This window comes from Natribaculum luteum, from assembly GCF_023008545.1.
Lineage (GTDB): Archaea > Halobacteriota > Halobacteria > Halobacteriales > Natrialbaceae > Natribaculum > Natribaculum luteum.
Genome location: NZ_CP095397.1, coordinates 2,277,608 through 2,291,467, shown reverse-complemented (window position 1 = coordinate 2,291,467; position 13,860 = coordinate 2,277,608). Strand labels below are relative to the sequence as shown.

The 13,860-nt window shown below is 64.7% G+C and carries 12 protein-coding genes; 5 read left to right on the top strand and 7 right to left on the bottom strand.

The annotated features are described in order from the left end of the window. Nucleotides 1-145: 145 nt before the first annotated feature. Nucleotides 146-871: a helix-turn-helix domain-containing protein gene (locus MU558_RS11785; protein WP_246966470.1), complete on the top strand. Its 726-nt coding sequence runs from the start codon at nucleotides 146-148 to the stop codon at nucleotides 869-871. A gap of 84 nt (nucleotides 872-955) precedes the next feature. On the opposite strand, the gene MU558_RS11780 is transcribed toward MU558_RS11785, so the two are convergent. The 6 genes from MU558_RS11780 to MU558_RS11755 form a co-directional block, all read right to left on the bottom strand. Further along, nucleotides 956-1,687: an ABC transporter ATP-binding protein gene (locus MU558_RS11780; RefSeq protein WP_246966469.1), complete on the bottom strand. Its 732-nt coding sequence runs from the start codon at nucleotides 1,685-1,687 to the stop codon at nucleotides 956-958. Further along, entirely contained in the window at nucleotides 1,684-2,460 is a 777-nt protein-coding gene (locus MU558_RS11775; RefSeq protein WP_246966468.1) for an ABC transporter ATP-binding protein, read from the bottom strand. The genes MU558_RS11780 and MU558_RS11775 overlap by 4 nt, the downstream gene beginning before the upstream one ends. 1 nt (nucleotide 2,461) lies before the next feature. Beyond that, nucleotides 2,462-3,598: a branched-chain amino acid ABC transporter permease gene (locus MU558_RS11770; RefSeq protein ID WP_246966467.1), complete on the bottom strand. Its 1,137-nt coding sequence runs from the start codon at nucleotides 3,596-3,598 to the stop codon at nucleotides 2,462-2,464. Continuing rightward, nucleotides 3,595-4,527, bottom strand: a complete 933-nt coding sequence (locus MU558_RS11765; protein WP_246966466.1) for a branched-chain amino acid ABC transporter permease — start codon at nucleotides 4,525-4,527, stop codon at nucleotides 3,595-3,597. The genes MU558_RS11770 and MU558_RS11765 overlap by 4 nt, the downstream gene beginning before the upstream one ends. 82 nt (nucleotides 4,528-4,609) lie before the next feature. Continuing rightward, nucleotides 4,610-5,944 carry an ABC transporter substrate-binding protein gene (locus MU558_RS11760; RefSeq protein ID WP_246966465.1) on the bottom strand — a complete coding sequence of 445 codons (1,335 nt, stop codon included), beginning with the start codon at nucleotides 5,942-5,944 and terminating at the stop codon, nucleotides 4,610-4,612. A 174-nt stretch (nucleotides 5,945-6,118) separates the two neighbouring features. Next, nucleotides 6,119-6,595, bottom strand: coding sequence for a cupin domain-containing protein (locus tag MU558_RS11755; protein WP_246966464.1), 477 nt, complete (start codon nucleotides 6,593-6,595; stop codon nucleotides 6,119-6,121). Nucleotides 6,596-6,830: 235 nt separating this feature from the next. Here MU558_RS11755 and MU558_RS11750 point away from each other — a divergent pair, with 235 nt between their 5' ends. Genes MU558_RS11750 through MU558_RS11740 form a run of 3 tightly spaced genes read left to right on the top strand, consistent with a single transcriptional unit; the run spans nucleotide 6,831 to nucleotide 11,664 of the window. Then, complete coding sequence (locus MU558_RS11750; RefSeq protein ID WP_246966463.1) at nucleotides 6,831-7,118, top strand: DUF7518 family protein; 288 nt, start codon at nucleotides 6,831-6,833, stop codon at nucleotides 7,116-7,118. Nucleotides 7,119-7,169: 51 nt separating this feature from the next. Then, on the top strand, nucleotides 7,170-10,742 hold the full coding sequence (gene smc / locus MU558_RS11745) for a chromosome segregation protein SMC (RefSeq protein WP_246966462.1): 3,573 nt from the start codon (nucleotides 7,170-7,172) through the stop codon (nucleotides 10,740-10,742). Beyond that, nucleotides 10,735-11,664, top strand: coding sequence for a segregation and condensation protein A (locus MU558_RS11740; RefSeq protein WP_246966461.1), 930 nt, complete (start codon nucleotides 10,735-10,737; stop codon nucleotides 11,662-11,664). Before smc ends, MU558_RS11740 begins: the two co-directional genes overlap by 8 nt. Before the next feature lie 47 nt (nucleotides 11,665-11,711). On the opposite strand, the gene MU558_RS11735 is transcribed toward MU558_RS11740, so the two are convergent. Further along, nucleotides 11,712-12,119 (bottom strand): DUF7344 domain-containing protein, encoded by a 408-nt coding sequence (locus MU558_RS11735; protein WP_246966460.1) that lies wholly within the window; start codon nucleotides 12,117-12,119, stop codon nucleotides 11,712-11,714. Nucleotides 12,120-12,417: 298 nt separating this feature from the next. Between MU558_RS11735 and MU558_RS11730 the strand changes: the two genes are divergently transcribed. Continuing rightward, nucleotides 12,418-13,857, top strand: coding sequence for an MATE family efflux transporter (locus MU558_RS11730; RefSeq protein ID WP_246966459.1), 1,440 nt, complete (start codon nucleotides 12,418-12,420; stop codon nucleotides 13,855-13,857). Nucleotides 13,858-13,860: the final 3 nt, after the last annotated feature.

The following is a 13,860-nucleotide window of genomic DNA, read 5'->3' as shown; positions in this document are numbered from 1 at the left end:
GGAGCGGCGAGAAATGCGGTCCTCGGCCGCTCGAAACCGAATCGACGCTCGGCCGGTCCACACTCGAGTGGGCCGCCGGCTCGACGACGACACGAAGTTAGTGGTAACTGTTAATATATATCGTGAGAGATGATGTCTGGTACCGATGATCGACCTCAACATAGACATGCGTCAGTACGACTGTCCGTTCATCGACACGACTGACGACGCCGACGTCGCCTTCTCTGCCGTCCAGTGGCAACTGGACACTGACGCGAAGAAACTCGAGACGCGGCTGATCGCGAAAGGGGAGTCGAGGGGTGAACTCGAGGACGGCCTGCGGCGACTCCGGGCCCACGACAACATGAACGACTGCTACGTCCTCTCGAAACAGGACAACGTCGCCCAGATCGGGACGGTCATCGACGAGACGAACGCGATGCGGACGATCCAGCGAAACGGTGGCTACATCACCGGCCCGTTCCAGATCGAGAACGGCCGCGAACACTGGCACATCGGCTTCGACGACGACGAGGACGAAGACGAGACGCTGGCGGAACTCGAGCGACACAACGACTTCGACGTCGAGAATCGCGACCAGTTCGGGGCGACGACGCTGTTCGACCTCCTCGAGAACTCGAACAGCGCAATGCACCTGCTCGAGGGCTGTCGGTCGCTTACCGAAACCGAGCGAAAGACGTTCGAGGCGGCCTCGCAGTTCGGTTACTACGAGACACCACGCGAGGTCACGCTCGAGGAGCTCGCGGACCACTTCGACATCTCGAAGACGGGCGTCTCGATGAACCTCAGACGGAGTGAACGGAAGATACTCGACGCGGCGATGTCCGCCCTGTCGAGTCTGGACGGGGAGTCGATCGGATCGGAGCCGTGAGTTTACGACGACGGTCGTGACTGCGTACCGGAGCAACCGACGGGCAGTTCCAGTGGTATCGAAAACGACGGACAGCCGACGGTATCAGGTGCCGCCGCCTTGCATGAGCAGCTGTATCTCTTCGTCCTGCACGAGGTCGTCGGGGTCGCCGCTGTCGACGATGTCGCCGCGTTCGATGACGTACATCCGGTCGACGATCTCGGGGACGTGGCTGGCGTTCGACTCGGCGACCAGCACCGAGATGTCGCGGTCGATGATCTCGCGGATGTAGGACTTGAGGTTCTCGACGACGACCGGTGCGAGACCCTCGAGCGGTTCGTCGAGGATCAGCAGGTCGGGCTGGAGCGCGAGCGCCCGGCCGATGGCCGTCATCTTTCCCTGGCCGCCGCTCAAGTTCTGGACCTCGGCGTCCCGGCGATTTTCGAGTTCGGTGAAGAGATCGAAGACGTCCTCGACGACGGCGTCCTCGTCGTCGATGCTGCGGGCGTCGCCGGCGGTCCAGATGGGCAGCCGGAAGTTCTCCTCGACGGTCATCCCGGTGAACAGGTCCCGACCTTCGGGCTGGTAGCCGATCCCCCGCTTGGGGATCAGTTCAGAACGCAGGTCGGTCAACTCCTCGCCGTCGAACCGGATCGAACCGCTGGCGATCGGCGTCAGTCCCATGATCGATCGGAACGTCGACGTCTTTCCCGCGCCGTTGCGTCCGACGAGGGCGACCGCCTCGCCCTCGCCGACCTCGAGGTCGATGCCGTGGGTGACCTCGAACCCCGCGACCGTGGCGGTGAGGTTCGACACCTCGAGCAGTGGGTCGCTCATTCGTCCACCCCCAGCAGGACGCGCCGGAGTTCGCTGTCGGTCTCGAGCAGCGAGGGGTCGCCCTCGCGGAAGACGCGCCCCTCGTGGAGGACGACCAGCCGGTCGGCGTAGGATTTGACGATGTCCATGTCGTGTTCGATCGTCACGGTCGTGACGTCGTCGGCCTCGCTGGCCTCGGCGATCGTCTCGATGACGTACTCTTTCTCGCGGGTCGCGACGCCCGCGGTGGGCTCGTCGAGCAGCAGGTACGTCGGCTCGAGTCCGAACGACATCGCCACGTCCAGCAGTTTCCGGTCGCCGTGGGGGAGGGTGTCGGCGACCTCGTCGGCGACGTCCTCGAGTCGAAACTGCGCCAGGAGGTCGTCGACGGTTCGTTCGACGTCGTCGTGTCCGTCGTCGAGCGAGAGGACGTTCAGCGTCTCGCCTTGCTCGGAGAGGACGGCGACGCGGAGGTTCTCGCGGACGGTCATCTCCTCGAAGACGTGGACGATCTGGAAGCTCCTGACGAGGCCGGCGTCGACCCGGTTCTCCGGGGCCATACCGGTAATCTCTCGTTCGACGGTGGTGCCGTCGCCGTCGTCTTCGTGGACCACGACCGATCCCTGGTCGGGCGTCAACAACCCCGTGAGGAGGTTGACGAGCGTCGTCTTGCCGGCTCCGTTCGGCCCGACGATGAACACCATCTCGCCGTCGGTCGTCCCGAACTGGAGCGAGACGTCGTCGGTGGCGCGCAGTTCTCCGAACGTCTTGCGAAGGTTGCGTGCTTCGAGCATGTCAGTTCACCCCGAACACGAGAATTCGAACAGTGGTCACGGCACGATGGACGCCCCGACGAACGGACGAGACGACCGCCTCGACGTCGTTCCGGACGAGACCGGGATCACGGCGACGGCGATCGATTGCCGCGCCGAGCGCCGGGAGCGACCCGAGGACGCCCTCGGGCAGGAAGTAGACGACGGCGAGCAACACGATCCCGGTGAGCGCGTGATAGTACGTGACGTAGAATCGCGCCAGGTCGAGCAGGTAGACGAGGATCACGCCGCCGACGACCGGTCCGACGAGCGTGCCGACCCCGCCGAGAATCGCCATGAACAGGATCTCGCCCGAGACGAACGCGAACAGGACGGGTTCCGGGCGAACGTGCAACTGGAGTAACGCGAACAGACCGCCGGCGATCCCACCGTAGATGCCGGAGATCGTGAACGCGATCCAGACGTAGCGTTCGACCGGAATCCCGATGAACCGTGCTCGAGTGCGGTCCTGTCCGATGGCGTCGAGCGCCCGTCCGAACGGGGAGTTGACGAGCTTCCAGGTGACGAGCACCATGACGACGAGAATCGCGACCGTGAGATAGTACAGCACGTAGTTGTACGCCTGGACGGGATCGAGGCCGGCAGACACCAGCAGTTGATCGAGACCGAGCAACGACGGCCGGTCGACGCCGCCGGCGCGGACCGAGAGGCCGTCGGTCGAGTTGAAGAAGCTACTCTGGACGACGAACGCGAACAGCACCTGGTTGAACGCGAGCGTCAACAGCGCGAAGTAGATGTCGAGGTGGCCGGCCACGAGGTAGCCGACGACGAGGGCGACCGCCGTCGCGGCGAGGACGGCTCCGGCGAGCAGAACGAGTCCGCTCGAGACCTCGTAATAGGTGGCGAGCACCGCCGCCCCGTAAGCGCCGGTTCCGAAGAACGCGACGTGGCCAAACGAGACCAGTTCGGTGTGGCGCAACAGCAGGTTCAGCCCGACCGCAGCGAGGCCGAACAGGAGGCCCTTGTGGATCGTCGCGAACGACAGCGGCGTCACCCGCGCGAGGTCGGGGACGGCGAGGAGAACGCCGAGGCCGAGGACGACGAGTACCACCCGAACCACCGTCGGCAGGTTCCCTGTCGAGAGGCGAGCGCGACTCACTCGATCTCACCCCACGTTCCGTACAGCCCTTCCGGTCTGACGAGCAACACGAGCACCATCAGGACGAACGGTGCTGCCAGCTCGAGTTCGGGGTAGTACGGCGTGACCACTCGAGTGGAGACACCGACCAGCAACGCGCCGACGAGCGCACCTCGCAGGCTCCCGAGGCCACCGATGACGATGACGACGAACGAGAGTACGAGCGGCGAGAGCCCCATCTCGAGGTAGGCGGAACCCGGGCCGATACTGACCATCGCGCCGCCGAAACCGGCGAAAAAGGCGCCCATCGCGAACACGAGGGTGAAGATCCGGTCGGTGCTGACGCCGATCGCGGTGGCCATCTCCCGGTCGATGGCGGTCGCACGCACGATCCGGCCGGTCTTCGTCCGGTCGAAAAACCAGACGAGCCAGCCGAACACCACCAGTCCGACGGCGACGACGACGACGTTGTAGGTGGGGTAGCTGATCCCGAACAGTTCCGTGGTCGGAATGGCGTTGAGTTCGCCGTAGACGCCGACGTCGAGCGGCTTCGCCCCCCAGACGAATTTCATCACGTCCGTGAGGATCAACAGGAGCGCGTACGTCAACAGCAGCTGGTAGACGTCGTCGCGGTCGTAGATCGGTCTGACGAAGGCCGCCTCGAGGGTGGCCCCGACCGGCAGGAGGACGGCGGCCGCTGCGAGCGAACCGGCGAGTACGACGGCACCGAAGATCAGTGCCGTGACCGGACCGGTCGGTTCGGCCATCAGGCCGGTCAGGTAGCCGACGATCGAAAACGCGACGAACGACCCGAGCGCGTACAGTTCGCCGTGTGCGAGGTTGAGCACGCCCAGGACGCCGAAGACGATCGTCAGTCCGGCGGCGATCATAAACAGGATAAACCCGTAGTAGAGGCCGTTGAGTGCGTGGTAGGGAAGCGATTCGAACATGGATGTCAGGTCCCATCAGCGGGGCTGTCTCGAGCCACATATTGAAGTTTCGTTGTCATTTGTGCGGCGACGGCGTCTCGACTCACCACGTGTCGATCCAGTCGCCGGAGACCGTTCCCGGCGGCGGCGACACGTCTTCGGGCGCGAAGACGTTGACGTTCTCGAGGATCGCCGCATCGTACTCGTCCGACCAGCCCAGTTCGCCGAAGTGGGCGTTCGAGTATCCCTGGTGGTCCGCCCCGATGGTGTGGTAGCCGGCCGGCGTGAAGAAACCGTGTCCCTCGAGGATGGCCGCGATTTCGTCCTGCTCGGGCCACCGACCCAAGATGTCGACCGCCTTCTCGGCGGCCGTCGCCCACGCGGTCACCGCACCGTAGCCGCTCATGAAGTGGGCGGTCGGGACGACGTCGTACTCCGACTGGACCTCCGACACCAGGTCCGCAGCGGGAGTCCACCGATCGGTACCCGGTTCGTCCCAGTAGAAGTTGCGCGACCCCGAGTAGATCGGTCCGTCGACGAGGTCCGCGCTCAGGTCGTTCGCGGAGCCGTACAGGACGGGTCCGACGAGCAGGTCCGTGCTGTCGAACATGCCGTTTGCGTGCGCCTGCTCGAGCAACAGCGTCGCGTCGCCACCCCAGCAACTCGAGAAGACCACGTCCGGTTCCGTGCCGTTGACCTCGGTGACGTGTGCCGACATGTCGTCGGCTCCCAGCTCCGGGAAGCCGCTGTAGACCTCTTCTGCGCCGGTGAGTTTCTCGATCCCGCTCGAGAAGAGGGCCATCTCGTCCTGGCCGAACGCGTAGTTCGGGTTGATCCCGGCGTACGTGTCGATGGAGTCGGCACCGAGGACCTCGACGGCCTGGTTGACGGCGGCCAGCGCCTCCATCACGTCGTGGTTCTGGAACCGGAACGAGTAGGTGGCGTCCGGGAAACTCTCCTCGTACAGCGTCGTCACGGTGCCGTCGGTCGCGACGTTGACGACGCCTCGATCCTCGATCTCGGGCACCATCGCCTCGTGACCGCCGCTCGAGATCGGACCGAAGGTGACGTCCTTTCCCTCGTCGACGAACCGCCGGTAGTTCTGGATGTGCTCGTCCCCCTCGTTGACGACGTCGAGGTCGATCTCTCGGCCGGCGACGCCGCCGTCGTCGTTGATGCGACGGACCGCCGTCTCCGCACCGTACTGTGCCTGGAGACCGAGAACCGCCGGTGCACCCTCGGTGAACGTCTGGAGTCCCGCCTCGATCGGTTCGTCCGGGACGTCGGCGTCCTCGGTGGAGTCGTCCGACTCGTCACCGATGAGCGCGGTACACCCCGCGAGTGCGACGGCGAGCGTCGAACCGCCAACCAGTTTCAGCGCGTCTCGTCTGTCGATTCCTCCCGTATCGTTCGAACTCGATGGTGTTCGTTCTGTCATCTGTCAGAAACACCGTCTTGTGGCTTGCTGCCCATACGTTTGAGAGAGACTATCACGACAAGTAAGTGGGCGTGAACATGTTAACAGCGGGACGAAAAATTCGAGGCGGTTCGTGGACGGGAGACGAAACGGATCGCTCGAAGCGCGATGTGCAAGCCGTTCGGCCCGACGCAGTCACTCGGTTTCGGGGTCGTCCGTCTCGCCGCCGATGGTCACCACGCTCGATTCGAACGGAAACAGCGGCGCGTCGAACGTCGCGGTCAGTTCGTCGTTCGGGAAGAACCCGACGACTCGAGCGGTGTCGTCGCCGACGTTTCGGAGACCGTGTGGTTCCATTTTCGGGACGATCGTACACTCGCCACTCGAGAGCCCGACCGTCTCGTCGCCGACGGTCGCCTCGACGGCCCCCTCGGTCACGAGCAGCAGTTCTTCGTTGCTGTCCCGGTGAGTCGGAAGGTAGTTGCCGGATTCGATCTCTATGCTGACGATCATCAGGTCCTCGCCCGAGACGTCGCCTGCGTTGGGCGTCCCTGGCGAGAGCGGGAAGTAGCCGCGGATCCGCGCGCGCTCGTCACCGTCCTGCCAGACGTCGACCCCATCGAACCGGTGAACGTCGACGGCCAGCGGTTTTGTCTGTGTCTTCGGAGTCACGATGTTTCACCCTCGTCGCTCTGGAGCGGCTACACGTGCGAAAATACTGGCGCGCTGTGTACTCGCCCCCTCGAGGGTACGCTGACGGGCGTATTAACTCGTTCACACGGCGACGGACGCCTCGTCCAACGACTGAGACCGCCGACCTGCGACACTCGAGACGCCGAACGGATCTACCAGAACGAATATCTTTGTCTGACGTACGTTTAAGTGTCGCGACGGGACCCTAGTAGGTATGTCGAAAAATCGCGTCGAGAAGCTCGAGACGGCCGTGGCGGAACTCGAGTCGACGGTCGAGGGGCTGACCGAAGAGCTCGTCGAGGCAAAGGAACGAATTCGCGTCCTCGAAGCCGAGCTCGACACCGAGACCCCCACGCGTGTCCCCAACCGACGGACCGACGAGGACAGCGAGGAGACGCCCGAGGCACAACCCGACGAGATCGAGGAAGCGGCAGCCGAAGCGACCGAGGAATCCGACGACGAAGCGGAAGACTCAGGTACCGACGACATCATCGTCGCATAAGACGCGGCGTTTCCGACGGTGCGCCGTCGGCCGACGGATCTGGAGGAGAAGATGCACATCAAGGCACTCGTCTTAGACGACTTCAAGAGCTTCGGCCGGAAGACGCGGATCCCGTTTTACGAGGACTTCACCGTCGTCACCGGACCGAACGGCTCCGGAAAGTCGAACATCATCGACGCCGTCCTCTTCGCGCTCGGACTCGCCCGGACTCGTGGCATCCGCGCGGAGAAGCTGACGGACCTCATCTACAACCCCGGTCACGAGGACGGCGCGGAGACGAGCGGGCCGAACGAGGCCGTCGTCGAGGTCGTTCTCGACAACGCGGATCGCACGCTCGAGCGCTCGCAGGTCGTCAACGCCGCCGGCAGCGACGACGTCGGCGACGTCGACGAGATCAGGATCCGCCGGCGGGTCAAAGAGACCGAGGACAACTACTACTCCTACTACTACCTCAACGATCGCTCGGTCAATCTCTCTGACATCCAGGACCTGCTCGCCCAGGCCGGCGTCACGCCCGAGGGGTACAACGTCGTCATGCAGGGCGACGTCACCGAGATCATCAACATGACGCCCCACGCCCGCCGGGGGATCATCGACGAGATCGCCGGCGTGGCGGAGTTCGACGCGAAAAAGGAAGACGCCTTCGAGGAACTCGAGGTCGTCGAAGACCGGATCGAGGAGGCGACCCTGCGCATCGAGGAGAAACGCGAGCGGCTGGCCCAACTCGAGGACGAACGCCGGACGGCGATGCGGTACCGGCGACTGCGCCGCGAGAAAGAGGAGTACGAGGGCTACCTGAAAGCGAGCGAACTCGAGGAGAAACGCGACGAACTGGAGCGGGTCGACGGACGGATCGACCGACTCGAGGACGAACTCGCGGACCTCCAGCGCGTCCTCGACGAACGGCAGGGGAAAGTCGTCCGCCTGCAGGAAGACCTCGAGGATTTAAACGCCGAGATCGAGCGCAAAGGCGAGGACGAACAGCTCCGGATCAAAAGCGAGATCGAGGAGGTCAAAGGCGACATCTCCAGACTCGAGGATCGCATCGAGACGGCCGAAGCTCAGATCGAGGAGGCCGAATCGAACCGCCGGGAGGCGTTCGTCCAGATCGACCGCAAACAGGAGCAGGTCGACGATCTCGAAGGTGAGATGCGCGAGATCAAACTCGAGAAGGCCTCTGTCAAAGCGGAGATTCAGCAGCGGGAGGGCACACTCGAGGAGCTCCACGAGGAGATCGACGCGGTCGACACCGAGTACGACGAGGTGAAAGCCGACCTCGCAGCGCGCAAGGAGGAACTCGAGGAGGCGAAGACGGCGAAAAACGATCTCCAGCGCGAACAGGACCGCCTGCTCGACGAGGCTCGACGACGGTCGAACGCGATCGACGAGACGGAGGCGACGATCGAGGAGAAACGCACACAGGTACCGGAACTCGAGGACGAACGCGCCGACCTGGAACGCGAACGACAGAAGGCCGAGGCGAACCGGGAGAACATCGCCGAAGTCGTCGAGGACCTCAAACGCGAGAAACGTCGCCTGCAAGACGACCTCGACGACGTCGACGACGAGTTGCAGGCGAAGCAGGCCGAGTACGCCGAACTCGAGGCGAACGCGGGCGAGAGCGGCGACTCCTCGTTCGGTCGGGCGGTGACGACGATCCTCAACTCGGGGATCGACGGCGTCCACGGTGCGGTCGCCCAGCTGGGCAGCGTCTCCGGGGAGTACGCCGTCGCCTGCGAGACCGCGGCGGGCGGACGGCTGGCGAACGTCGTCGTCGACGACGACGTGATCGGCCAGCAGTGTATCGAGTACCTCAAGTCGCGCAACGCGGGTCGAGCGACCTTTCTCCCGATCACGAAGATGAGCGAGCGACGGCTGCCGTCGGCGCCGTCGGACCCCGGCGTCGTCGGCTTCGCGTACGACCTCGTCGAGTTCGACCCCCAGTACGCGGGCGTCTTCTCGTACGTCCTCGGGGACACCCTCGTCGTCGAGGACATCGAGACCGCCCGGGCGTACATGGGCGACTACCGCATGGTCACCCTCGACGGCGACCTCGTCGAGAAAAGCGGCGCGATGACCGGCGGCTCGCGGAAGGGGTCGCGCTACTCCTTTACCCAGAGCGGGAAAGGCCAACTCGAGCGGGTCGCCGAGCAGATCACCGGCCTGCAAGATCAGCGTGACTCGCTAAAAAGCGACATTCGAGACGTCGAGACGCGGCTGGACGACGCCAGAGACCGCAAGACGGCCGCCGCCGACGAGGTGCGGTCGATCGAAGCCGAGATCGAGAAACTCGAGGAGAAACGCGAGCAGATCGAGGCGGAGATCGAATCGCTCGAGGACGACCTCGAGGAACTCCAGGAAGAGCGCGAGTCGGTCGACGAGCGGATGACGGAGATCTCGACGAAGATCGAGGCGAAAGGGGACGAGATCGAGGAGATCGAGGCCGCGATCGACGACCTGGAGCGCGAACTCGCGGACTCGAAGATTCCCGAACTCACAGCCGAGATCGAGGAGATCGAAGCGGAAATCGACGAACGCGAGGAGAAGATCGACGACCTCGACGGCCGGCTCAACGAACTCGAACTCGAGAAGCAGTACGCCGAAGACGCCATCGAGGACCTCCACGAGGAGATCGAGACGGCCCAGAATCGCAAGGCCGAGTACGAAGAACGGATCGACGACTGCGAGGAGTCGATCGCGGCGAAACGCGAGGTCCTGGAAGAGAAACGCGCGGCCGTCGAAGACCTCGAGGAGGAGTTGACGGAGCTGAAAGCCGAGCGGACGGAGCTCAAAGAGGAGCTCTCGACGGCGAGAACCGACCGCGACCAGCAACAGGATCGCGTCAACGCCACGGAGAGCAAACTCGAGTCCGCACGCGAGCGCGCCGAGAACCTCGAGTGGGAGATCGACGCGCTCGAGGACGAGGTCGGCGAGTACGATCCCGAGGAAGTCCCCGACCACGACACGGTCGTCGAGATGGTCGAGTTGCTCGAGGCGGACATGGAGGCGCTGGAGCCGGTGAACATGCTCGCGATCGACGAGTACGACGACGTCCGCGCCGACCTCGAGGAACTCGAGGACGGGAAAGAGACGTTAGTCGAGGAAGCGGAGGGGATTCGTGAGCGCATCGAGCAGTACGAGGCCCAGAAAAAACAGACGTTCATGGACGCCTACGAGGCGATCAACGCCCACTTCCAGGAGATCTTCGAGAAGCTCTCGGAGGGGACGGGGACGTTGCACCTCGAGAACGAGGACGATCCGTTCGACGGCGGGCTGACGATGAAAGCCCAGCCGGGTGACAAACCGATCCAGCGACTCGACGCGATGTCGGGCGGCGAGAAGTCCCTGACCGCGCTGGCCTTCATCTTCGCCATCCAGCGTCACAACCCGGCACCGTTCTACGCGCTAGACGAGGTCGACGCCTTCCTCGACGCGGTCAACGCCGAGCGCGTCGGCAAGATGGTCGACGAACTGGCGGGCGACGCCCAGTTCGTCGTCGTCTCACACCGCTCTGCGATGCTCGATCGCTCGGAGCGGGCGATCGGCGTGACGATGCAACAGGACAACGTCTCTGCCGTGACGGGAATCGACCTGAGCAGCGAGGGGGTGCCGGCGGATGACTGACGGTGGCGACGACGTCCCCCTGAACATCGTCGGCCACGAGGACAGGGAGCCGCCGGGCGAGGACGGGACGACGCTCGAGTTCGTCGACGACGAGCGAGCAGACGAGTCGGACGACGAGGACGACGAGGACGACGAGGTCGAACCCGTCGAACTCCTCGTCCAGCTCGCGAAAGACGGCGAGATCGACCCCTGGGACATCGACGTCGTCCGGGTCACGGACAAGTTCCTCGAGGCGTTGGACGAGGCCGACCTGCGCACCTCGGGGCGGGCGCTGTTCTACGCGAGCGTCCTCCTGCGGATGAAAAGCGACGAGCTGTTCGCCGCCGACGAGCCCGACGAGGAGGAGCTACCGCCGTGGGAAGCGCCCTTTGCCGACGACGCGGACGAGAGCGACTTCGATCCCGGCTTCGATCCCGTCGAGAACCTCGAGGCCGAGATGGAACGCCGCCTCGAGCGCAAACACGCCCGCGGGAAGCCAGAGACGCTCGACGAACTGGTGAGAGAGCTTCGCGACGCGGAGCGTGGAACGTGGTGGAAGGAGTCGCGCAGCTACGACACGAGCGACTCACCGAGCGGATTCGACCGGGGCGTCCAGGAGCTGAGTTACCACTCCGGCGACGACTTCCGCGTCGACGACGAGCCGACCGCCGACGACGTCACCCACACGGCCCACGAGGAGGACATCGAGGCCATCATCGACGACGTCGAGGCGGAACTCGAGGCTCACTACGAGGAGGGACGTGACGAGGTGCTGTACGCCGAGATCGACCAGGTCGGCGGCTCGCGCGTGATGACGTATCTCGCGTTGCTCTTTCTCGCCCACCGGGGCCGGGTCCGCCTCGAGCAGGACGACCTGTTCGGCGACCTCTGGGTTCAGGAAGTGACGGTGGACGCAGAGCCCAGCGAGGCGATCGCCGACTAGTTCGGACGGCGTTTCGATCGTCCTGGCGTTTCACCCGTCCTGGCGTTTCACCCGTCCTCGAGGAGGTACGGCTCTTCGGGCGGCTTGCTGTAGAGAAACGACAGGAGCGATTGCTCCGGTGTCGTCCTCGTGTGCGTGGCCGCATACGCCTGCTCGACGAACGGTTGCACCTCGTCGAACCCCGCTGCCGTCACGACGTCGCCGCTCCGGGCGTCGTAGTCGACGACACCGTGGTCGGCGAGGCGGGGCAGGTGGTCGTGAACCAGCGAGACGGCGACCTCCGTGCGGTCGTCTTCGCTCACCGCTCTCGGGTGGGCGTCTTGCTCTCTGGCAGCGATGTGGCGGGACAGCGTCTCGACGTTCCCGTAGTCGCTCTCGAGAAAGTGCGAGAGGAGTAACCGACGACGCGGGTTCGCCAGGAGCGTAAACACGGCGTCCAGGTCTGGCCTCATCATAGACAGTACTTACTCGAGGCCGAATACAATCTTCACGCCAAAGCTAGTAGGTATGCTGGAGCGAGTGACTGTCAGCGCGACGCGGGTTCGACTCGGTCGGCCGGTTCGTCGATCGGCCGAAATCGGAGCACGGTGGACGCGTATCGCGTGGATCGAGGCTGCCGTCGACGTACCGATCCTCGAACACGTCAGAACACGAGACGTTCCGGGCGAGGTCGTCACTCGAGTCGAACCTCTGTGTCACATGGTATCAAGGGCTACGAGAGTTCAAATATCCGGAGCGCTATTTCGATTCGTAATGGACGCCGAGCCAGAAGCGAGCGGCAGCGACCTCACGGACGGGGAACTCGTCCGGCCGATGTTTCGGCTGGCGTGGCCGCTCGTCGTGATCCAGCTGTTGCAGGTCGCCTACAACGTCGGCGACACGTTCTGGCTCGGTGCGCTCTCGCCCGACGCCGTCGGCGCGTTGAGCCTCGCGTTTCCGCTCATCTTCCTGTTGATCTCGGTCGGTGGCGGTTTCACTGCGGCGGGGGCGATCCTGATCGCCCAGCACACCGGCGCGGACAGCGACGAAAGCGGGGTGATCGCCGGCCAGACGCTCTCGTTCATCACGCTCGTCGCGACGGCTCTCGGCGTGCTCGGTTACGTCGTGACCGATCGAATGCTCGATCTCTTGCCCGCCGATCCCGAGACGCAGGCCGTGGTCGTGCCGCTCGCCGCCGACTACATGCGCGTGTTCTTCCTCGGCATGCCCGCGCTGTTTGGCTTCTTCGTCTTCGTCTCGCTCATGCGGGGCTACGGGAGCACTCGCGCGCCGATGCGCGTGATGGCCATCAGCGTCTTCCTCAACCTCGCGCTCGACCCATTGCTGATCTTCGGCGTCGGCCCGTTCCCCCGCCTCGAGATCCAGGGTGCCGCCGTCGCGACCGTCTTCTCGAGGCTGGTCGCGACGGCCATCGGCTTCTACGTGTTGTTCTACACGGACGCCGGCCCCGCCGTCGACCGAAGCGCGCTCGTGCCGCGACTCGAGTACGTCAGCGAGATCACGCGACTGGGCGTGCCGACCGCGCTCGAGCAGTCGATGAGTTCGCTGGCGATGATCACGATGACGGCGATGGTCTCGACGTTCCCGCCGACGGTCGTGGCGGCCTACGGCCTGGGCAACCGGCTCATCTCGCTTGCGTTCCTCCCGGCGATGGGGATGGGACAGGCGACGGATACGGTCGTCGGGCAGAACCTCGGCGCGGGAAAACCCGAGCGCGCGGAGCGAGCGGCGTGGCTCGCCGCGGGCACCATCGCGGCGATCATGCTCGTGGCGGGGACGATCGCCTTTCTCTTCCCGGAACCGATCGTCGGCGTCTTCGTGACCGCCGACGCAGACGGCGTCGCGGAGACCATCGCCTACGGGAGCACGTACCTGCAGGTCGTCGCCACGATGTTCGTGTTCATGGGCGTCCTGCAGGTAATCCTCGGTGCGTTCCGCGGTGCCGGAAACACGAAGACGGCGCTTTTGTTTTCGGTCGTCACGCTCTGGGTCGCCCGCGTCCCCGCAACCTACTACCTCGTCTTCACTGCCGGGTGGGGGACGACCGGCATCTGGATCGGAATGGTCGTCGGCGACGTCGTGGGAGCGCTCGCTGCGATCGCGTGGTTCACCCGCGGTACGTGGAAGCGTGCGATCGTCGACGAGGTCGACGCTGACGAGGTCGAGTCGACGGTCACGACGACCGACAGCTGATCG